This is a genomic window from Streptomyces sp. NPDC048337 (assembly GCF_043201175.1).
Classification (GTDB): Bacteria; Actinomycetota; Actinomycetes; order Streptomycetales; family Streptomycetaceae; genus Streptomyces.
Window position 1 is genome coordinate 44,239 of sequence record NZ_JBICYR010000010.1, and the last position, 21,270, is coordinate 65,508.

The 21,270-nt window shown below is 72.6% G+C and carries 18 protein-coding genes; 17 read left to right on the top strand and 1 reads right to left on the bottom strand.

What is annotated here, in order from left to right:
* Positions 1 to 65: 65 nt before the first annotated feature.
* A complete protein-coding gene (locus ACGFYU_RS18315; RefSeq protein WP_393828315.1) occupies positions 66 to 989 on the top strand; it encodes a LysR family transcriptional regulator in 924 nt (307 codons plus the stop codon).
* A gap of 52 nt (positions 990 to 1,041) precedes the next feature.
* Positions 1,042 to 2,094 carry an aldo/keto reductase gene (locus ACGFYU_RS18320; protein WP_393828316.1) on the top strand — a complete coding sequence of 351 codons (1,053 nt, stop codon included), beginning with the start codon at positions 1,042 to 1,044 and terminating at the stop codon, positions 2,092 to 2,094.
* Positions 2,095 to 2,112: 18 nt separating this feature from the next.
* On the opposite strand, the gene ACGFYU_RS18325 is transcribed toward ACGFYU_RS18320, so the two are convergent.
* Positions 2,113 to 3,483, bottom strand: coding sequence for an aminopeptidase P family protein (locus ACGFYU_RS18325; RefSeq protein WP_393828317.1), 1,371 nt, complete (start codon positions 3,481 to 3,483; stop codon positions 2,113 to 2,115).
* 192 nt (positions 3,484 to 3,675) lie between these two features.
* Here ACGFYU_RS18325 and ACGFYU_RS18330 point away from each other — a divergent pair, with 192 nt between their 5' ends.
* From ACGFYU_RS18330 to ACGFYU_RS18400, 15 genes are all read left to right on the top strand, one after another.
* Positions 3,676 to 6,063, top strand: coding sequence for a collagenase (locus ACGFYU_RS18330; RefSeq protein WP_393828318.1), 2,388 nt, complete (start codon positions 3,676 to 3,678; stop codon positions 6,061 to 6,063).
* 70 nt (positions 6,064 to 6,133) lie between these two features.
* Positions 6,134 to 7,312, top strand: a complete 1,179-nt coding sequence (locus tag ACGFYU_RS18335) for an NAD(P)/FAD-dependent oxidoreductase (RefSeq protein WP_393828319.1) — start codon at positions 6,134 to 6,136, stop codon at positions 7,310 to 7,312.
* A gap of 122 nt (positions 7,313 to 7,434) precedes the next feature.
* Positions 7,435 to 7,746 (top strand): (2Fe-2S)-binding protein, encoded by a 312-nt coding sequence (locus tag ACGFYU_RS18340; RefSeq protein ID WP_393828320.1) that lies wholly within the window; start codon positions 7,435 to 7,437, stop codon positions 7,744 to 7,746.
* Positions 7,727 to 9,214: an NAD(P)/FAD-dependent oxidoreductase gene (locus ACGFYU_RS18345; RefSeq protein ID WP_393828321.1), complete on the top strand. Its 1,488-nt coding sequence runs from the start codon at positions 7,727 to 7,729 to the stop codon at positions 9,212 to 9,214. The genes ACGFYU_RS18340 and ACGFYU_RS18345 overlap by 20 nt, the downstream gene beginning before the upstream one ends.
* Positions 9,215 to 9,290: 76 nt before the next feature.
* On the top strand, positions 9,291 to 10,235 hold the full coding sequence (locus ACGFYU_RS18350; RefSeq protein WP_393828322.1) for a dihydrodipicolinate synthase family protein: 945 nt from the start codon (positions 9,291 to 9,293) through the stop codon (positions 10,233 to 10,235).
* A gap of 33 nt (positions 10,236 to 10,268) precedes the next feature.
* The gene (locus ACGFYU_RS18355) at positions 10,269 to 11,273 is read left to right on the top strand and encodes a proline racemase family protein (RefSeq protein ID WP_393828323.1); all 1,005 of its coding nucleotides are present in this window, start codon (positions 10,269 to 10,271) and stop codon (positions 11,271 to 11,273) included.
* Positions 11,270 to 12,280 carry a proline racemase family protein gene (locus ACGFYU_RS18360; RefSeq protein ID WP_393828324.1) on the top strand — a complete coding sequence of 337 codons (1,011 nt, stop codon included), beginning with the start codon at positions 11,270 to 11,272 and terminating at the stop codon, positions 12,278 to 12,280. The genes ACGFYU_RS18355 and ACGFYU_RS18360 overlap by 4 nt, the downstream gene beginning before the upstream one ends.
* A 104-nt stretch (positions 12,281 to 12,384) precedes the next feature.
* On the top strand, positions 12,385 to 13,302 hold the full coding sequence (locus tag ACGFYU_RS18365; RefSeq protein WP_393828464.1) for an ornithine cyclodeaminase family protein: 918 nt from the start codon (positions 12,385 to 12,387) through the stop codon (positions 13,300 to 13,302).
* Between the two features lie 56 nt (positions 13,303 to 13,358).
* Positions 13,359 to 14,069, top strand: coding sequence for a GntR family transcriptional regulator (locus tag ACGFYU_RS18370; protein ID WP_393828325.1), 711 nt, complete (start codon positions 13,359 to 13,361; stop codon positions 14,067 to 14,069).
* Positions 14,070 to 14,220: 151 nt separating this feature from the next.
* Positions 14,221 to 15,144, top strand: a complete 924-nt coding sequence (locus ACGFYU_RS18375) for a D-alanyl-D-alanine carboxypeptidase family protein (RefSeq protein WP_393828465.1) — start codon at positions 14,221 to 14,223, stop codon at positions 15,142 to 15,144.
* A gap of 204 nt (positions 15,145 to 15,348) precedes the next feature.
* Positions 15,349 to 17,091 carry an ABC transporter substrate-binding protein gene (locus ACGFYU_RS18380; protein WP_393828326.1) on the top strand — a complete coding sequence of 581 codons (1,743 nt, stop codon included), beginning with the start codon at positions 15,349 to 15,351 and terminating at the stop codon, positions 17,089 to 17,091.
* 20 nt (positions 17,092 to 17,111) lie between these two features.
* Positions 17,112 to 18,260: an ABC transporter permease gene (locus ACGFYU_RS18385; protein ID WP_393828327.1), complete on the top strand. Its 1,149-nt coding sequence runs from the start codon at positions 17,112 to 17,114 to the stop codon at positions 18,258 to 18,260.
* Positions 18,257 to 19,243: an ABC transporter permease gene (locus ACGFYU_RS18390; protein ID WP_393828328.1), complete on the top strand. Its 987-nt coding sequence runs from the start codon at positions 18,257 to 18,259 to the stop codon at positions 19,241 to 19,243. The genes ACGFYU_RS18385 and ACGFYU_RS18390 overlap by 4 nt, the downstream gene beginning before the upstream one ends.
* Entirely contained in the window at positions 19,243 to 20,241 is a 999-nt protein-coding gene (locus ACGFYU_RS18395; RefSeq protein ID WP_393828329.1) for an ABC transporter ATP-binding protein, read from the top strand. Before ACGFYU_RS18390 ends, ACGFYU_RS18395 begins: the two co-directional genes overlap by 1 nt.
* The gene (locus tag ACGFYU_RS18400; RefSeq protein WP_393828330.1) at positions 20,238 to 21,221 is read left to right on the top strand and encodes an ABC transporter ATP-binding protein; all 984 of its coding nucleotides are present in this window, start codon (positions 20,238 to 20,240) and stop codon (positions 21,219 to 21,221) included. The genes ACGFYU_RS18395 and ACGFYU_RS18400 overlap by 4 nt, the downstream gene beginning before the upstream one ends.
* Positions 21,222 to 21,270 lie beyond the last annotated feature (49 nt).

Consider the following 21,270-nt stretch of genomic DNA (forward strand, 5'->3'; position numbering starts at 1 on the left):
GAAACGTATGGGGGCTCAAGGCATAAGACCACGACGTAGTTTGGAGCATGTGATAATCCCCGGTTATGGATGTGGATCTGCGTGACCTGGAGCTGCTGGAGGCCACCGCCGAGGCCGGCTCGCTGACCGCCGCCGCCGAGCGGCTCTACGTGAGCCAGCCCGCCCTCAGCCAGCGGCTGACCCGCCTGGAGGCCCGTCTCGGCATGCGCCTCTTCGACCGCAAGGGCCGCCGGCTGATCCCGAACCCCGCCGGCCGCCGGCTGCTGGTCGCCGCCCGCCAGATCCTCGGCGAACTGGAGTCGGCCTCCCGCGACCTGCGGGAGATCCGCGACGGCCGCGACCGGCGGGTCCGCTTCGCCGCGCAGTGCAGCACCACCTTCCCCTGGCTGCCGCCCGTGCTGCGCGCCTTCCGGGAGCGCGAACCCGACACCGAGGTGCGGATCGAGACCGTTCCCGACGACGCGCCGATCCCGGCGCTCCTCGCCGACGTCATCGACGTCGCGCTCGTCACCAAGCCGGACCTGCAGATGGACCGGGTGTCCCTGACCACGCTGTTCGACGACGAGATGGTGGCCGTGGTGCCCGCCAGGCATCCCTGGGCCTCCCGGAAGCACCTCACCGCACGGGACTTCGACGGCGCCGACCTTGTTCTCTACGACTTCTACGACCAGAAGCGCATCCCGTCGATGCCGCTGCCCCTCCCCGTCGGCGCCCGCCCCGCCCGGATCACCACCATGCCCGTGGTGACGGACCTGGTGGTCGAGATGGTCGCGGGCGGTCAGGGCGTGACGGTGCTGCCGAACTGGGTGGCCGCCCCGTACGTGGCCTCGCACGACCTCGCCCTGGTCCGCCTCGGCGCCCGGCCGCTGACCCGCACCTGGTACTGCGCCACCCGGCCCGGCCCCCGCACGCCGCATCTGGACGCCTTCGTCGAGGAGCTCGTATCGCGGCTCAAGCGCCCTGATCAGCCCGAGCGGCACTTGCGTTGAAGTGCGCTCCAGCGCCTAGCGTCTGGGCCACGACCATCGTGAAGGGGAGAACGTGCGGTACACACTGTTCGGCAGGACCGGTCTGCGCGTGAGCGAGCTGAGCCTCGGCACCATGACCATCGGCGACGGCCTGGAATGGGGATCCGACCGCGAGACCAGCGCGCGCATCGTCGACGCCTACGCGGACGCGGGCGGCAACTTCATCGACACGGCGAACATCTACTCCGACGGCAGTTCGGAGCGGATCCTCGGTGAACTGCTCGAAGGGCGCCGCGAGGAGTTCGTACTGGGTACCAAGTACACCTGCGCGACCCGGGAGGGCGACCCCAACGCGGCGGGCAACCACCGCAAGAACCTGGTGCGGTCGGTGGAGGACAGCCTGCGGCGGCTGCGGACCGACCACCTGGACATCCTCTGGGTGCACGCCCGCGACAACTTCACCCCGGTCGAGGAGGTGATGCGCGCGCTCGACGACCTCGTACGGACCGGGAAGGTGCTGTACGTGGGGGTGTCGGACTGGCCGGCCTGGGAGATCGCGCAGGCCAACACCCTCGCAGAGCTGCGGGGCTGGTCGGCCTTCGCCGGCTCGCAGCTGCGCTACAGCCTGCTGGAGCGGACCCCGGAGCGCGAACTCCTGCCGCAGGCCCGTGCGTTCGACCTCGCCGTACTGGCCTGGGCCCCGCTCGCGGGCGGCAAGCTCACCGGCAAGTACGGCCGGGGCGGGACGGGCCGGATGGACGTCTGGGGCGTCGCGCCGACCCCGCAGGAGGAGGAGGTCATCGCCGCCGTCGTGGAGATCGCCGAGCAGGGCGGCTGGACCCCGGCCCAGGTGGCGCTGGCCTGGCTCCTCGGCCGCCCCGGGAACATCGTCCCGATCATCGCGGCCACCCGCGAGAGCCAGCTCGCCGACAACCTCGGCTGCCTCGACGTCCGCCTCGACGCCGATGCCGTCGCCCGCCTGGACGAGGTGAGCGCCGTACCGCTCGGGTTCCCGCACGACTTCGTACGGGAACCCGCCGTCGTCAAGACCGTCTACGGCGACCGCTGGGCCGGGATCGAGGACCGCCGCAGCACGCACCGTCGTACGGCGACCGACGTCCTCTAGCCGGCCAGCCGTTCGACGTCAGCCGTTCAGCAGGCGGCCCATCCACTCCTCGATCCCGTCCACCGTGCGCGGCAGGGCGCCCGACATCAGGCGGGCGCCGTCCGCCGTGATCACCAGGTCGTCCTCGATGCGGACCCCGATCCCGCGCAGTTCCACCGGGAGGGTCTCGTCGTCCGGCTGGAGGTAGAGGCCCGGTTCCACCGTCAGGACCTGGCCCTCCTCCAGGACGCCGTCCAGGTAGGTCTCCGCCCGCGCCTTCGCGCAGTCGTGCACGTCCAGGCCGAGCATGTGCCCGCTGCTGCACAGCGTGTACCGCCGGTGCAGGTCGCCCTCCGCGTGCTTGAGGACCCCCCACTCCGCGAGGCCTTCCGCGATCACCCGCATCCCGGCCCGGTGGAAGTCCCGGAAGCTGGCCCCCGGGCGCAGGGCCGCCATGCCCGCGTCCTGGGCGGCCAGGACCAGCTCGTAGACCTGCCGCTGGACGGGGGAGAAGCGGCCCGAGAGCGGCAGGGTGCGCGTGATGTCCGCCGTGTACAGGGTGTCCGTCTCCACGCCCGCGTCCAGGAGCAGCAGTTCGTCCGCGTTCAGCCGGCCGTCGTTGCGGATCCAGTGCAGGACGCAGGCGTGGGCGCCCGAGGCCGCGATCGTGTCGTAGCCGGTGCCGTTGCCCTCCGCCCGGGCACGCAGGCCGAAGACCCCCTCGATCCACCGCTCGCCGCGCGGATGGGCCAGGGCGCGGGGCAGCGCCCGTACGACGTCCTCGAAACCCGCCGCCGTGTGGTCGACCGCCAGCTGGAGCTGCTCGACCTCCCACGCGTCCTTCACGAGACGCAACTCCGAGAGAGCTGCGGCCAGTTCGGTGTCCGTTGTGGCGTCGCGGCCGGCCGGGGAGCCGAGCGCGTCCAGGTGGGCGCAGCGGATGCCGGTGAGGCGTTCCGCCTCCGCCAGGTCGGCGCGGCGGCCCACCCAGAACTCCCCGTACCGGCGGTCCCGGTAGAACTCCTCGTTCCCGGCCACCCGCGGCGAGCGCGGCCGCAGGTACAGCACCGGCTCGTGCGCGTGCGGCCCCGACGGCTCCATGACCAGGACGTGGCCCACCTGGTCCTCGCCCGTCAGGCCCGTCAGCCAGGCGTACGCGCTGTGCGGGCGGAAGCGGTGGTCGCAGTCGTTGGAGCGGACCTTCAGCTCGCCGGCCGGGATGATCAGCCGCTCGCCAGGGAAGCGGGCCGAGAGCCGGGCCCGGCGGGCCGGGGTGACGGCGTATCCGGGGACGCGGGCGGAGTCGGGCAGCGGGGAGGCAGCCCAGCCGTCCGCCATGAATCGGGACAACTCCGGAGATACCGGCAGGTCGTGGCTGCCCGTGTGGAGGCGGGGGGAGGTGTCGGACACGAGGGCTCCCTCAAGAAGGTGCGAACTGATGGGCGCACAGGTCTTGTCAGTGCAATTTCACATTACTATGTTACAGCTCACACCGCGGCACGTTAATCCCCGTCAAACGCCGTGTGACCCGGGGCAGTTCACCCACCCCGGGGCCGTTCACGCACGACCCCCCACCTCACCCTCTCCAAACAGGAGTCCTCGGTGTTCAAGCACAGAGCTGTGCGTTCGTCCCTCCTCGCCTCCGCCGTCGCCGTGACGCTCGTCGCCACCGCCGGCCAGGCCGCCACGCAGGCCGCGGAATCGGGGACCACCGCCGCCGTCGCGGGCAGCGCGACGGCGCACGGCGCCTTCGCGGGCGCGCCCGCCGCGAACCCCTTCGACGAGGTCGACCGCCTCGCCCACCCGCAGGAGCCGAAGCCGGCCTCCGCCCTGGCCCCCGGCGGCGCGGCCGTGACCGGGCAGGTCCCCGGCGCCGTGACGCCGGCCGCCGCGCCCGCCGCGAGCACCGAGAAGAGCCGCGCCGCGGCCCAGGCCGCCCCGACGGCGCGGAGCCTCGCCGTTGCCGTCCCCTGCACGCTCGACGGGATCACGGGCCTGTCCCCCGAGCAGTTCGCCGACTTCCTCGCCGACCAGGCCGTCCTGGCCGACGGCTGCCTGCGCGGCCTCATCTGGACCTGGGACGCCCGCCTGGCCCCCGTCATGTCCGACGCGCACGTCCAGGCCGTGTCCCGCCGGATATCCGGCCTGGCCGCCGCCCACGACGGCCGTAACTCCTCCCATCTGGAGGAGATGTTCACCTACCTGCACGCGGTCGCCTACCACGACTACTCGCGCTCCGAGATCGACATCACCGACGCCCCGACCGTGGACGCCATGCGCCAGGCCATCGCCGACTTCGGCAACGCGGCCCACACCTTCGATGTCACGGCCTCCAATGCCCGGACCCTGCGCGAGGCCCTCTACGCCGGCAGCGCTCCCGGTCTGCGCCAGCACCAGCTCGGCCTCATCAAGAAGGTCCTGGCCACCATGGACCCGGCCCACCCGGCCACCCACCTCGACGCCAACTGGGCCGGCGCCGCGCTCGCCGCCCTCTCCGTCAACTATCTCGGCGTCTACCCGGGCAACCAGGACACCGCCTTCCACGCGGCGGTCGCCGCCGACCCCGCCTACCGGGCCGCCTTCAAGGCCTTCTCCGGCCATACGCACCTCAAGGGCACCGCCAACGCCTGGGTGGTGCGCGACGCCCTCAGCGAGTACGGCCGCTTCGGCCAGATCGACGGCCTCCGCGACCAGACCGTCGCCGACCTCGGCTCCCTCCTCGGGCCCGTCAAGACGGACTGGGGCAACGGCAGCGAGCCGTGGGCCAAGATCGTGTCCTGGCTCAACACCTACGAGGCCTGCAAGCCCTACGGCGTGTGCAAGGAGGACATCGAGAAGATGCTCTTCCCGAACACCTACACCTACGACAACGGCGGCATCAAGGTCCGCACGGCCCTCGACCGGGCCACCGTCGACCAGCTCTACTACGCGAGCAAGCAGGTCAAGGCGCAGTACCACCGCGTCCTCGGCACCGACCAGCCGCTCGCCGGCGACCCCAACAGCTCCCTGAACATCGTGCTGTACGCCTCCCGCGCCGACTACGTCACCTACCAGACGATGCTGTACGGCTACGGCACCAACAACGGCGGCATGTACATCGAGAACGGCGCCACCTTCTACACCTACCAGCGCCGCGTCCCCCAGGACTCCTCCCTCACCCTGGAAGAGCTCTTCCGCCACGAGTACACGCACTACCTCAACGGCCGCTACGCCGTCCCCGGCTTCTTCGGCGAAGGCCCCTGGTACGAGGGCGACCGTACGACCGCCATGGACGAGGGCACCGCCGAGTTCTTCGACGGCGCCACCCGCGACAACGGCATCGCCGTCCGCAAGTCCCTGGTCAAGGGGATCATCAACGACACCGCCGGCGGCGGCCCCCGCATGTCGGTCGAGCAGCTGCTCCACGCCACCTACGACGGCGACGGCTTCCGCTTCTACAACTACGCGGGCACGTTCTTCGAGTTCCTGTGGACCGAGAAGCCCTCCCTGCTGCGCGAGATGTACACGCACCTGCGGAACGACGACGTGGCCGCATACGACGCCTGGCGCCACCGGATGGGCTCGGACACCTACCTCCAGCGCGACTACGACCGCTTCCTGGACGCGCAGATCGCCAAGGTGGACCAGCTCTTCGTCCCGAACACCTCCTTCACCCCCAACGAGCGGCTGCGCGACTCGGCGCTCGCGAACGTGAAGTCGTCCTTCGCCACCGCCACGTACAACACGCCGGACTGCGTCGAGAACGGCGACGCGGGCAAGCGCCGCTTCACCTGTACCGGCCGGATCACCGCGAACCTGAAGAACTGGCGCAGCGACGACCAGAACTTCAAGGACATGTCCGAGACGGTCGACTACTTCATCCTCGACCGGGCCGGCGCGGCCTCGAACAACCTGGCCGACATGAACTGCTCCTTCGGCGCGCCGGAGATCTGGTCCAACAAGGTCGCCGCGACGTCGAGTTACAGCTGTGAGGGCCCGCTCCGCAGCTGATCCGTGCCGGACCGGTCCCGGACCCGGGACCGGTCTGGGCAGCCCCTAAAGAATGTGACATATTACTGCCGTGCTCAAGACACACACTCCCGACGTCGTGATCATCGGCGCCGGCGTCGTCGGGGCGGCCTGCGCGTACTACGCGGCCCGCGCCGGACTCTCCGTGGCCGTGGTCGACCGCGGCCCGGTGGCGGGCGGCACGACCGGCGCCGGCGAAGGCAACCTGCTCGTCTCCGACAAGGAGGCGGGCCCCGAACTCGACCTGGCCCTCCTCTCCGCCGGGCTCTGGCGAGAACTCGCGGCCCTCCTCCCGCAGGAGATCGAGTACGAACCCAAGGGCGGCCTCGTCGTCGCGCCGGACCAGGCCTCGCTCGAAGCGCTGCGGAGCTTCGCGGAAGGCCAGCGCAAGGCCGGAGTCGAAGCGGCCGAGGCGGGCGCCGACGACCTCCACACCCTGGAACCCCACCTGGCCCCGGGCCTGGCCGGCGGCTTCCACTACCCCCAGGACGCCCAGGTCCACCCCGCCCAGGCGGCGGCCCGCCTACTGGCGGCGTCGGGCGCCGAGCTCCACCTGGGCGAGGAGGTCACGGACGTCCTCCTGGACCAGGCGGGCTCCGTAAGAGGTATCCGCACCCCCCAACGCGAAATCAACTCTCCCTCGGTAGTGAACGCGGCGGGCACATGGGGCGGCCACATCGCCTCACTCGCCGGGGTCGATCTCCCGGTCCTCCCGCGCCGGGGCTTCGTCCTGGTCACGGAACCCCTGCCGCGCGTGGTCCGGCACAAGGTCTACGCAGCCGACTACATCGCGGACGTCGCCAGCGGCTCGGCGGCCCTCCAGTCCTCGGCGGTCGTCGAGGGCACCCCCACGGGCCCGGTCCTGATCGGCGCCACCCGCGAGCGCGTAGGCTTCGACCGCACCCTCTCCACGGAAGCCCTGCGCCGCCTCGCCTCCCAGGCGGCAACCCTCTTCCCCTTCCTGGCGGACACACGCATCCTCCGCACCTACCACGGCTTCCGCCCCTACCTCCCGGACCACCTCCCGGCCATCGGCCCGGACCCCCGCAGCCCCGGCCTCTACCACGCCTGCGGCCACGAGGGCGCCGGCATCGGCCTGGCCCCGGTCACCGGCACGCTCATCGCGGCCGCCCTCACCGCAACCGAACCCGCCCTCTCCCTAACCCCGTTCCGCCCGGACCGTTTCACCACCCAGGGGTCGGGGACGGGGTGGGGTGTCGTCCGGGACTAAAACGAGATGAATTCGGCGCACGCTCCCGTCCGGCAGAGCCGACCCGGCAAGGTCGCCGAACATCGAAGCCCGTCCCGGACGACACCCCACCCCGGCACCGACCCCACCGAGGAGACCCCCTGATGCGAAGCCCCCGCTCCCTGGTCGGCGGCACCCCGAAATCGGCGTACAGCATCACCTTCGACGGCCGCGAACTCCCGGCGCAGGAGGGCCAGTCCGTCGCCGCCGTCCTCTGGTCCACCGGCATCCTGTCCTGGCGCACCACCCGCGACGAGGGGGCGCCCCGCGGCGCCTTCTGCGGCATCGGCAACTGCTACGACTGCCTGATCACGATCAACGGCCACCCGAACCAACGCGCCTGCCTGACCCCCGCCCACCCCGGCGACACCATCACCACCCAGGAGGGCACGGGCCATGCCGACCTCGCAGTCTGACCCAGGCACCCCGGCGGGGCCGCCCAAGCCCGCCGCAGCCAAGGGCACCCCGGCCCAATCCGCCGAGCCCGCCGCAGGCGCCCCGGCAGGCGACCCGGCCGATCTCGCCGTCATCGGCGCCGGCCCCGCCGGCCTCGCAGCCGCCGTCAGCGCCGCAGGCCTCGGCCTGCGCGTCACCCTCCTTGACGCGGCCGAGCAGCCCGGCGGCCAGTTCTACCGCCGCCCGGCGCCCGGCCTCGGCGCCGCCCACCCCGAGGCCCTCCACCACGGCTGGGCCGCCTTCGCCACCCGCGAAGCCGCCCTGCGCGCCCACGAGTCGGCCGGCCGGATCACGTACCTCCGGCTCCACCACGTGTGGACGGTGGTCAGCGACGGCGACCACTGGACCCTGCACGCGGTGGCCGGCCCCAACGAAGAGGCAGCGACCGTCCGCGCCAAGCGGATCCTCCTCGCCACCGGCGCCCACGAGCGCCAACTGCCCTTCCCCGGCTGGACCCTGCCCGGCGTCGTCGGCGCCGGCGGAGCCCAGGCCATGCTCAAGGGCGGCCTGGTCCTCCCCGGCCGCCGGATCGTCGTCGCCGGCAGCGGCCCGCTCCTGCTCGCCGTGGCCGGCTCGCTGGCCGCCGCAGGCGCCACGGTCCCGGCCGTAGTCGAGGCGGCGACCTACACCGCGTACGCGAGCAGCACGACCACCCTCCTCCGCAACCCCGCCAAACTCGCCGAAGCCGCCCTCCACGGGGGCGCCCTACTAAGGAACGGCATCCGCCTCCTCGCCCGGTCCGCCGTCGTCGAGGCGCACGGCACCGACCGCGTCGAAGCCGTCACCGTCGCCCGGCTCGACCGCGACTGGCGCCCCCTGCCCGGCACCGCCCGCCGCATCCCGTGCGACGCGCTCGCCGTGGGCCACGGCCTCGTGCCCCAGCTGGAGCTCGCCACCGGCCTCGGCTGCGCCACCCTCCGCACCCCCGACGGCACGGTGGCCCTGGACCTCGACGCCGGTCAGCGCACCTCCGTCCCCGGGATCTGGGCCGCCGGCGAGACCGGCGGCATCGGCGGCGCCGAACTCGCCCTCACCGAGGGGGAGATCGCCGCGCACACCGCCGCCGGGCGGCCGGTCCCCGCCACCCTCGCCCGCCGCCGCGCCCGACTGCGCGCCTTCGCCGGCGCGATGGCCGCCGCCCACCGCCCGGGCCCCGGCTGGACCGGCTGGCTGCGGGACGACTCCGTCGTGTGCCGCTGCGAGGAGGTGCCGGCCGGCCGGATCCGGGAGGCCGCCGAAGACCTCGGCGCGCGGGACGCCCGTACGGTCAAACTCCTCACCCGGGCCGGGATGGGGTGGTGCCAGGGCCGGATGTGCGGCCCGGCCGTCGCCGCCCTGGCCGGAGAGCAGCCGGCCCCCGACCGGCGGCCGTTGTCCTGCCCGGTCCCGCTGCGCCACCTGGCCGAACTTCCGCCGACCGACGGCTGATCGGGTCCGCCCGGACCCTTGTGGCCGCCTCACACCCACTAGTAAAATGTCACACACCACACTAGGGAGTCACCTCATGACCCACGCGCCCACCCCCGCGCCCGTCCCCACCCCCCTGCCCGGCGCCGACACCCGCACCCGCCCCTGGCACGGGATCATGGTCGCCACCGCGCTCCCCCTGCGCGAGGACCTCACCGTCGACTACGACGCGTACGCCGAACACGTGGCCTGGCTGATCGCCAACGGTTGCGACGGCGTGGTCCCCAACGGCTCCCTCGGCGAATACCAGACCCTTACCGACGAGGAGCGGGCGCGCGTCGTCCGTACCGCCGTCGAGGCCGCCGGTGACGGAGCCCGCGTCATGCCCGGCGTCGCCGCCTACGGCAGCGCCGAGGCCCGTCGCTGGGCCGACCAGGCCGCCGAGGCCGGGGCCGGCTCCGTACTGCTCCTGCCGCCCAACGCCTTCCGGGCCGACGAGCAGACCGTACGCGCCCACTACGCCGAGGTCGCCCGGGCCGACCTGCCCGTCGTCGCGTACAACAACCCGTACGACACCAAGGTGGACCTGACCCCCGCCCTCCTCGCCCGCCTCCACGGCGACGGCTCCATCGTCGCCGTCAAGGAGTTCAGCGGGGACGTGCGCCGCGCCTACGAGATAGCCGAACTCGCCCCCGGCCTCGACCTGCTCATCGGCGCCGACGACGTCCTGCTCGAACTCGCCCTCGCGGGCGCGGTCGGCTGGATCGCCGGCTACCCCAACGCGCTCCCGCGGTCCTGCGCCACCCTGTACCGGGCCGCGGTCGGCGGCGACCTCGCCACCGCCCTGCCGCTCTACAAGTCCCTGCACTCCCTGCTCCGCTGGGACTCCAAGACCGAGTTCGTCCAGGCCATCAAGCTCTCCATGGACCTGGCCGGCCGCCCTGGCGGCGCCACCCGCCCGCCGCGCTTCCCGCTCACCGGCGAGACCGAGGCGGCCGTCCGCGCAGCCACCGAAAAGGCCCTGGCCGAGGGCCTCAACTAGCCCGTCTCAACAACCCGTCCGAGGGGGGACACGATGCGCACACGCCACATCTACCACGCGGTGGACTCGCACACCGAGGGCATGCCGACCCGGGTGATCACCGGGGGAGTCGGGGTGATCCCCGGCGCCACCATGGCCGAGAAGCGGCTCCACTTCATCGAGCACATGGAGCACCTCCGCACCCTGCTCATGTACGAGCCGCGCGGGCACTCCGCCATGAGCGGCGCCATCCTCCAGCCGCCCACCCGCCCCGACGCCGACTTCGGCGTCCTCTACATCGAGGTGTCCGGCCTGCTGCCCATGTGCGGGCACGGCACCATCGGGGTCGCCACCGTCCTGGTCGAGACCGGCATGGTGCCCGTCGTCGAACCGGTCACCACCGTCCGGCTCGACACCCCGGCCGGACTGGTGAGCGTCGACGTCCGGGTCGAGGACGGGGCGGCCACCGCCGTCACCCTCACCAACGTCCCCTCCTTCTGCGTCGGCCTCGACCTGAAGGCCGAGGTCCCCGGCTTCGGCACGGTCACCTACGACCTCGCCTACGGCGGCAACTTCTACGCCTTCGTCGAACTCGACGCCCTGGGGCTGCCCTTCGACCGGGCCCGCAAGGACGACCTGCTCGCCGCCGGGCTCGCGATCATGGACGCGATCAACGGCTCGGGCGACCGCCCCGTCCACCCCGAGAACCCGTCCATCGCCGGGGTCAAGCACGTCTACCTCGCCGCCCCCGGCTCCGACGCCCGCCGCTCCCGGCACGCCATGGCCATCCACCCAGGCTGGTTCGACCGCTCGCCCTGCGGTACGGGGACCAGCGCGCGCATGGCCCAGCTGCACGCCCGCGGCCTCCTCGCCCTCGACACCGACTTCGTCAACGAGTCCTTCATCGGCACCGAGTTCACCGGCCGCCTGGTCGCGGAGACCACCGTCGGCGGACTCCCGGCCGTCGTCCCCACCGTGACCGGGCGGGCCTGGATCACGGGCACGGCCCAGTACTTCCTCGACCCCACCGACCCCTTCCCCGGAGGCTTCCTCCTGTGAACACCGTCCGAACGGTGGACTACCACACCGCGGGCGAGCCCTTCCGGATCGTGGCAGAGGGCCTCCCGCCCGTCCCCGGGGACACCGTCGCCGAGCGCTGCGCCACCGCCATCGGCCCGGGAGGTTCCGGGACCGCTCCGCGCCGGGGCGCGCTGGACGACGTACGGCGGCTGCTCGTGCAGGAGCCGCGCGGGCACGCCGGGATGTACGGGGGGTTCGTCGTGCCCCCGGACGACGACGGGGCCCACTTCGGCGTGCTGTTCTGGCACAAGGACGGCTACTCCACCGCCTGTGGCCACGGCACCATGGCCCTCGGGGCGTGGGCCGTGGACACCGGCCGGGTCGCGGCCCCGGACGACGGGGACGCGCAGGTGCGCATCGACGTGCCGTCCGGGCGGGTCACCGCCACCGTGCACCGGGGCGGCGGCCGGACCACCGGGATCACCTTCCGCAACGTTCCGGCGCGGGTGGCCGCCCGCAAGGTGCCGGTCGCCACCACGCTCGGGCTCGCCGAGGTGGACATCGCGCACGCCGGGGCCTGCTACGCCGCCGTCGCCGCCCGCGACCTCGGCCTGGACGTCTCCCGGGCCGCGCTGCCCGACCTGGTCCGCGCCGGCCGGGAGATCCGTGCCGCGCTGGCCACCCACCCGGCCACCTGGCATCCCGGCGGGCCGCTGCTCTCCGGGGTCTACGGGGTGATCCTCCACGAGGAGCTCCCCGACACTCCCTTCGGGCCGCACCAGCGCAACGTCACCGTCTTCGCCGACGGGCAGATCGACCGTTCGCCCTGCGGCTCCGGCACCTCGGCGCGGCTCGCGCTGCTGGCGGAGGACGGGCGGCTCGGCCCGGGCGAGGACCTGCTGCACGAGTCGGTGGCGGGCACGGTGTTCACCGGCCGGATCCTGCCGGGCGGGGTCACCGAGGTCACCGGCAGCGCCTACCGCACCGGTGAACACGCCTTCACCGTCGACCCGTACGACGTCCTCGGGACGGGGTTCCTCCTGTGAGGCGGCCCGACGCGGAAAGGCCGGCCGAGCCGCAGCCGTCAACGGGGGAGCCCGCTCCGCCGGAGCCCGCCGCGTACGGACTGCGGCAGTTGGACGCCGCCGCCATGGCCCGGCTCCTCACCCCGGCCGCGGCCGCCGACGCGCTGGCCGCCGCGCTGCGGGACGGCCCGGATCCCGAGAACCATCCGCCGCGTACGGCGCTCGCCGTGCCCGGCGGGGAACTGCTGCTGATGCCGGCCGCGTCCGGGGCGTACGCGGGGGTGAAGATCGCCGGGGTCGCCCCCGGGAACCCGGCGCGCGGCCTGCCCCGCATCACCGGGAGCTACCTCCTCCTCGACGGCCCCACCCTGCGCCCGCTGGCCCTCCTGGACGGCGCGGCCCTCACCGCGCTGCGCACCCCCGCGGTCTCGGCCCTCGCCCTGCGGTACCTGGCCCCGGCCGGGCACCCGCTGCGGCTGGTGCTCTTCGGGTCGGGCCCGCAGGCCTATGGCCACCTCGAAGCGGTGCTCTCCGTACGGGAGTTGGCCGAGGTGGTGGTGGTCGCCCGGCAGCCGCCCGGGGCCCGGAAGCTGGTGGCGCACGCCGAGACCCTCGGGGCGCCCGCCCGCACCGGGACCGCGGGGGACGTGGCCGACGCCGACCTGGTGGTCTGCTGCACCACGGCCCGTGAACCCCTCTTCGACGGGCGGCTGGTCGGGGCGGGGGCGGTGGTCGTCGCGGTCGGCTCGCACGAGCCGGACGCCCGCGAGACCGACACCGCCCTCATCCGGCGCTCCGCCGTCTACGTGGAGTCGCGCGCGGCGGCCCTGCGCGAGGCCGGGGACCTGCTGGTGCCGGAGGCGGAAGGGGCCATCGGGCCGGGTCACATCACCGGCACCCTCACCGACCTGGTGGCCGGGCGGATGCCGGCGGCCGGGCCGCCGGGTTGTCCACAGGTCTTCAAGAGTGTGGGCATGGCCTGGGAGGATCTTGCCGTGGCGGTCGCGCTGTTCGAGACCGCCGGGGCGAACAGCGAAACGTGACATTGTACGCTGTTCCTCCGCCCATCGGTGGGGTAAGGGGTCTCGGAGGAAAAGCAATGGGTGACCTGAAGCAGCACAGTCTCATCAAGGCCCAGGAACGGCTCCGCGACCAGGTCGGCCACGCCCTCCGAGCAGCCCTCATAGCGGGTGAGCTGCGCCCGGGCAGCGTCTACTCCGCACCGGGCCTCGCGGCCGAACTCGGCGTCTCCGCCACGCCGGTGCGCGAGGCCATGCTCGACCTGGCGCGCGAAGGCCTGGTCGAGCCGGTCCGCAACAAGGGCTTCCGGATCACCGAGGTCAGTGAGCGCGACCTCGACCAGTACACCGAGCTGCGCACGATGATCGAGGTGCCGACCATCGGCCGGATCACCAAGATCGCCACGACCGAGCAGCTGGAGGCCCTGCGCCCCATCGCGGAGGAGATCGTCTCCAGCGCCCGCGAGCACAATCTGATCGGCTACCTGGAGGCGGACCGCCGCTTCCACCTCACGCTGCTCGGACTCTCCGGCAACGACCGCCTCGTCGAGACCGTCGGCGACCTGCGCAAGCGCTCCCGGCTGTACGGGCTCACGGGCCTGGACGAGGCCGGCAAGCTCGTCTCCTCCGCCGAGGAGCACATCGAGCTGCTCGACCTGATGCTCACCGGTGACGCCAAGGCGGCGGAGGCCTGCATGATGCGCCACCTCGGCCACGTCCGCTCCCTCTGGGCCCAGGGGCGCGACGAGCCGGTCGGCCGCACCCCGGGCGGCCTCGGCTCGGGACTCTGACGCCGGAGGCGAACCTCCGGTCACGGCAATACGGTCTCGGCGGACGGGAGCGGACTGCGTAAGCTTCCGCGGGGGCGTGGGCACCTCGGTGCCCGCGCCCCTTCACTCTTCTCTTCTGCCGACACGGGGACAGAACTTGATATCGAAGCTGATGCGCCGCGGGCGCGCCGCACTCGCCGTCACCATCGCCACCGGAGCCCTGCTCGCGGTGTCCGCGCCGGCCCAGGCCGCCGCCGCGCCGCCCGTCACCGCCGCCGGCGCGGTGCTGCTGGACGGCACCACCGGGACGGAGCTCTTCTCCAAGGACGCCGACACCAAGCGCCAGATGGCGAGCACCACCAAGATCATGACCTTCATCACGGTCACGACCTCGCCCGGGATCGACCTCAACCGGACGGTCCCCATCCAGCAGGAGTACCTGGACTACGTCGTCCGCGAGGGCGCGAGCACGGCCCACCTGAAGGCAGGCGCCACGCCGACCGTCCGCCAGCTGCTGTACGGGCTGATGCTCCCGTCGGGCTGCGACGCCGCCTACGCCCTCGCCGACGCCTTCGGCTCGGGCGCCACCACCCAGGCCCGTACGGCCGACTTCGTCGCGAAGATGAACGCCAAGGCGAAGGCGCTCGGCATGACCAACACGGTCTACGACTCCTTCGACGGCATCTCGCCGACCGGCAACAACCTCACGACCCCGCGCGACCTCGCGAAGCTCACCAAGTACGCGATGACGGGCACCACCTTCAAGAGCGTCGTGAAGACCGCGTCGTACAGCAGCGGCGGCACCTCCACCGACGCCACCTGGAAGAACAGCAACCTGCTCCTCCAGCCCAGCCCCACCGGATACGCGTACCCCGGCGCGATCGGCGTCAAGACCGGCACCGGCACCGCGGCCGGCAAGTGCCTCGTCTTCTCCGTGACCCGCAACGGCAAGACCGTCATCGGCGTCCTCCTGAACGACGAGGAGCGTTACGCGGATTCGATGGCCCTCTCGGACTGGGCGCTCGGCTCGGCCACCGGCTCCAAGGCCGCGGTCCAGCGCAGCAACACCGACCCGATCCCGGACGTCCTGGACTGACGGTGGGGACCTCCCGCCTCCCGGATCCGGCGCAGCCGCGCCGCCCGGGACGGCGGGCGGTCCGCTGCCCGCCCCCCAACACCCTCTGAACCGAGGGGATTTGGACACGGCTGAATAACGGCGGTGCAAACCCCTTGTCAGTACAATTTCACATTACTATGTTACCGGTCACATCCTAGAGCGCGGCCCTTCACTGGAGTGACCATGACCAAGCGCACCCAACTCGCCCTCGCCACCGCCCTGGTGGCCGCACTCGCACTCGGCGCCTCGGGTTGCACCGACACCAAGAAGGGCTCCGCCGGCGCGGGGGGCGCCAACCCGGCCGCCGCCAACGACGGCAAGACGCTCGGCGGCACCCCGGTCAAGGGCGGCACCCTCACCGTCCTGTCCAACCAGGACTTCGCCCACCTCGACCCCGCCCGCAACTGGGTCATGCCGACCATGGACTTCGGGACCCGGCTGCTCTACCGCACGCTCGTCACCTTCAAGGCCGAGCCCGGCAAGGGCGGCAGCGAGCTGGTCCCCGACCTCGCCACCGACCTGGGCACCCCCTCCAACGGCGGCCGCACCTGGACCTTCACCCTCAAGGAGGGCGTGAAGTACGAGGACGGCTCGGCCATCAAGGCCCAGGACGTCAAGTACAACGTCGAGCGCTCCTTCGCCCCCGACCTCACCGGCGGCCCCGACTACGCGGCCCAGTACCTGGCCGGCACCGAGGGCTACAAGGGCCCGCTCCAGGGCAAGCACCTCGACTCGATCAAGACCCCGGACGACCGCACGATCGTCTTCGAACTCAAGCGGCCCGTCGCCGAGTTCTCCGCGACCGCGACCCTCCCCACCTTCGCCCCCGTGCCCCAGGCCCAGGAGAAGGGCACCCAGTACGACGCCCGACCCTTCTCCTCCGGCCCGTACAAGATCGAGTCGTACGACCGCGACAAGAAGCTGGTCCTGGTCCGCAACGAGCACTGGGACGCCAAGACCGACACCGTCCGCAAGGCCTACCCGGACCGGTTCGTGGTCGTCATGGGCCTCAAGGGCGGCCAGATCGACGACCGGATCATCGCCGGGGAGGGCGCCGATGCCTCCGCCGTCCAGTACGCCGACATGCGGCCCGAGAGCGCCCCCAAGGTGCTGCCCAAGGCGGAGGTCAAGGCGCGCCTGCTCGCCGAGTCCCAGGGCTGCACCGAGATGCTCTACCTGAACAACTCCCGGGCGCCCTTCAACGACCCCAAGGTCCGCGAGGCCATGCAGTACGCCGTCGACAAGGAAGCCGTGATCACCGCGGGCGGCGGCCCGGCCCTCAACGAGGTCGCGACCGCCTACCTGCCCCCGGCCCTCTCCGGCGGCAAGCAGGCCGACACCCTGAAGATCGCCCCGGCCGGCGACCCGGCCAAGGCCAAGGAACTGCTCAAGGCCGCGGGCAAGGAGACCCTCAAGGTCTCCCTCGCCGTCTCCACCGGCGACAAGGCCAAGGCCGAGGCCCTCCAGCAGGGCCTGGCCCGCGCCGGCATCGAGGTCGTCGTCGACACCGTCGACCCGGGCGCCTACTACGACGTCATCGGCGACCTGTCCACCACCCCCGACATGACGCTCACCGGCTGGTGCCCGGACTACCCCTCCGGTTCCACCTGGATCCCCTTCGTCTTCGACGGACGCACCATCAAGGAGAAGGGGAACCAGGGCAACTACAGCCAGTTCCGCGACGACGCGACCATGAAGCGGATCGACGAGATCAACGCCATGGCCGACGCCAAGCAGGCCAACCAGGCCTGGATCGACCTGGACGCCGAGCTGATGAAGAAGTCCCCCTCCATCCCGATCCTGCTGGAGCGCAAGCCGCTGCTCGTCGGCCCGAACATCGCGGGCGCCTACGGCCACCCGGTGTGGACCGGCACCATCGACTACGGCACGGTCGGCCTCAAGGACCCGTCGAAGAGCCAGGGCTGAGGAATCCGGAGCCCGACACCATGACCACCACCGCACCGGTCCCGGACGACCGAGCAGCCCCCGACCCTGACGCCGCCCCGACCCCGGCCGCCGCCCCGACCCCGGCCGCCGCCCCGACCCCGGGCGCCGCACCAGCCCCGGGCGCCGCCCCGACCCCGGCCGCCGCCCCGACCCCGGCCGCTGCACCAGCCCCGGACCCCGCTCCGGCCCCCGGCACCGCCCCGGCCCCCGGCGCCTCCACAGCCCGGCCCGCGGCAGCGCCGGCGGCGCACGGCAGCAGCCCCTGGCAGCTCGCCCGGCGGGAGCTCGGCCGCCGCGCCGCCGTCCGCGTCAGCCTCTGCCTCGTCCTCCTCTTCGTCCTGATGGCCGCCACCGCCCCCTGGCTGGGCGCGCTCGGCGGCTGGTCCCCCGAGGAGTTCGACAAGACCGCCATCGACCCCTACCTCGGCGGCCAGCCGCTCGGCTCCCTCGGCGGGATCAGCCCCGAGCACTGGCTCGGCGTCGAACCCGTCACCGGCCGCGACCTGTTCGCCCGCGTGGTCCACGGCGCCCAGGTCTCCCTGCTCATCGCCTTCGCCGCCACCGCCATCGTGGTCCTCGCGGGCACCTCCGCCGGGATCGCCGCCGGCTACTTCGGCGGCCGCACCGACGCGGTCCTGTCCCGGCTGATGGACCTGACCATGTCCTTCCCCAGCCTCATCTTCATGATCGCCATGCTGTCCGTGGCCAAGGACGTGAACCGCATCGTCCTCATGACCGCCGTCATCGGACTCTTCGGCTGGCCCGGCGTCGCCCGCGTCGTCCGCGGCCAGACCCTCTCCCTCAAACACCGCGAGTACGTCGACGCCGCCCGCGTCGGCGGATCGAGCTCCTGGCGGATCCTGACCCGCGAGATCCTCCCCGGCGTCCTGGGCCCGGTCATCGCCTACACCACCCTGCTCATCCCCGGGATGATCAGCACCGAGGCGGCGCTGAGCTACCTCGGCGTGGGCGTGCGCCCGCCCACCCCCTCCTGGGGCCAGATGATCGCCGAATCCGTCGCCTTCTACGAGACCGACCCCATGTACTTCGTCATCCCGAGCGTCTTCCTCTTCCTCGCCGTGCTCGCCTTCACCCTGCTCGGCGACGCCCTGCGCGACATCCTCGACCCGAGGGGCGGCCGTACGTGATCCTCTACCTCGCCCGCCGGCTGCTCGCCCTCGCCGGGGTGCTCCTCGCCATCGCCGCCGTCACCTTCCTCATCTTCTACGTCCTGCCCTCCGACCCGGCCGCGGCCGCCTGCGGCAAGACCTGCAGTGCCGAGCGGCTGGCCGACGTACGCGAGTACCTCGGCCTCGACCAGCCCCTGTGGCGGCAGTTCGCCGACTTCCTGACCGGGATCTTCACCGGCCGCACCCTCGGCACCGGCCAGTACGCCGTCGCCTGCGACTTCCCCTGCCTGGGCTACTCGTACGAGAACTCCCTGCCCGTGTGGGACCTGCTGATGGACCGGCTCCCCGTCTCCGCCTCCCTCGCCCTCGGCTCCGCCGTGCTCTGGCTGGTCCTCGGCCTCGGCGCCGGCGTCACCGCCGCCCTGCGCAAGGACACCGCCACCGACAAGGCCCTGATGGTGGGCGCCGTCGCGGCCGCCTCGCTGCCCGTCTACTTCACCTCGGTGATGCTCATCTACGGGGTCATCCGCATCGCCGGCCTCCTGCCCTACCCCAGCTACCAGGCCTTCACCGACGACCCGCTCGCCTGGGCCGCCAACCTGCTGCTGCCCTGGACCGCGCTCGCGCTGCTCTACGCCGCCATGTACGCGCGCCAGAGCCGCGGTTCGATGATCGAGGCGATGGCCGAGCCCTACATCCGCACGGCCCGCGCCAAGGGCATGCCCGAACGCACCGTCGTCGTCAAACACGGCCTGCGCTCCGGGATGACCCCGATCCTCACCATCTTCGGCATGGACCTCGGCGGACTGCTCGCCGGAGCGGTCATCACCGAGTCCATCTTCGGACTCCCCGGCATCGGCCGACTGTTCTACGGCGCCCTGGTCAGCTCCGACCAGCCCGTCGTCCTCGGGGTGACCCTGCTCGCCGCCTTCTTCATCGTCGTCGCCAACCTCGTCGTCGACCTCCTGTACGCCGTCATCGACCCGAGGGTGAGGTACTGATGGCCGCCGCTCTGCTCGAAGTGCGCGACCTGCACGTCACGTTCACCACCCCGCGCGGCACCGTACGGGCCGTCGACTCGCTCGGCTTCACCGTCGAGGCCGGCCGCACCCTCGGCATCGTCGGAGAGTCCGGCTCGGGCAAGTCGGTCACCTCGCTCGCCGTCATGGGCCTGCACCGGGGCGCCGAGGTCGGCGGCTCCGTACGGCTCTCCGGGCGGGAGCTGACCGGACTGCCCGAGCGGGAGCTCGCAAAGGTGCGCGGCCGCCGGATGGCCATGATCTTCCAGGACCCGCTCTCCAGCCTGCACCCCTACTACACGGTCGGCGAGCAGATCGCCGAGCACTACCGGGTGCACTTCAAGGCCGGACGGGCCGCCGCGCGTAAACGGGCGATCGACATGCTCGGCGAGGTCGGCATCCCCGAACCGGCCCGCCGGGCGGGGGAGTACCCGCACCAGTTCTCCGGCGGCATGCGCCAGCGCGCCGTGATCGCCATGGCCCTGGCCTGCGAACCGGAGCTGCTGATCGCCGACGAGCCCACCACCGCTCTCGACGTCACCGTGCAGGCCCAGATCCTGGAGCTGATCGCCCGGCTCCAGCAGGAGCGCGGCCTCGGCGTCGTGATGATCACCCACGACCTGGGCGTGGTCGCCCGCGTCGCCCACGAGGTGCTGGTCATGTACGGCGGCCGGGCCGCCGAACAGGCCCCGGTCGACGACCTGTTCGTGGATCCCGCCCACCCCTACACCCGGGGGCTGCTCGACTCGCTGCCCCGCCTGGACACTGCCGACGACCTACCGCTGCCCTCCATCCCCGGCTCCCCGCCCTCCCTGCTCGCGCCCGCCCCGGGCTGCGCCTTCGCCCCGCGCTGTCCGCGCGCCGCCGAGCCCTGTGGCGACGTACGGCCCGAGCTCCTGGCCTACGGGGAGCCGCAGGCGGAGCGGATGGTGGCATGCCACTTCGCCGGCGCCCGTACCGCCGAGGAGGCGGCCCGATGACCACGACGAGCTCCGAACCCCTGCTGTCCGTACGGGACCTCACCATGGCCTTCCCCGGGAAGCGGTCCGCGACCGGGCGCCGGGGGGCGCCCGTGCGCGCCGTCGACGGGGTGTCCTTCGACCTGGCCGCCGGGCAGACCCTCGGCCTGGTCGGGGAGTCGGGCTGCGGGAAGTCCACCACCGGCCGCATGATCGTGCGGCTGCTGGAGCCCACCTCGGGCCGGGTCACCTTCGAGGGGAAGGAGATCGGCCGGCTCTCCCCGAGCGCCATGCGGCCGCTGCGCAAGAACATCCAGATGGTCTTCCAGGACCCGCACTCCTCCCTCAACCCCCGCCAGACCGTGGCCCGGATCATCTCCGACCCGCTGCTGGTCCAGGGCTGGAGCGCCGCCGACGCCCGCGGCCGCGCCGCCGAGCTCATGGAGCTGGTCGGCCTGATCCCCGAGCACATCGACCGCTACCCGCACGAGTTCTCCGGCGGCCAGGCCCAGCGCATCGGCATCGCCCGCTCGCTGTCCACCAGCCCCCGGCTGATCGTCGCCGACGAGCCCGTGTCCGCCCTCGACGTCTCCGTCCAGGCCCAGATCGTCAACCTCATGGAGCGGCTGCGCGCCGAACTGGGCCTCTCCTACGTGTTCATCGCGCACGACCTGTCGGTGGTCAAACGGGTCAGCGACCGGGTCGCCGTCATGTACCTCGGCCGGATCGTCGAGATCGGGGACAAGAAGTCCCTCTACGAGAACCCCCAGCACCCGTACACCCGGGCGCTGTTGTCCGCCGTACCGCTGCCCGACCCGGCGGCGGAGCGGCGGCGGGAGCGGATCGTGCTGCTCGGCGACCCGCCGAGCCCGGCCGCTCCACCCCCGGGCTGCACCTTCCACCCGCGCTGCCCCAAGGCGCGGGAGATCTGCCGCACCGAGCGGCCGTTGCTGCAGCTCGCCGCCTCCCGCGAGGTGGCATGTCACTTCCCGGGTGACTGACGGGGATCCACGGGAAGAAGAGGGCCCCGGAGCCAATGGCGTCTCCGGG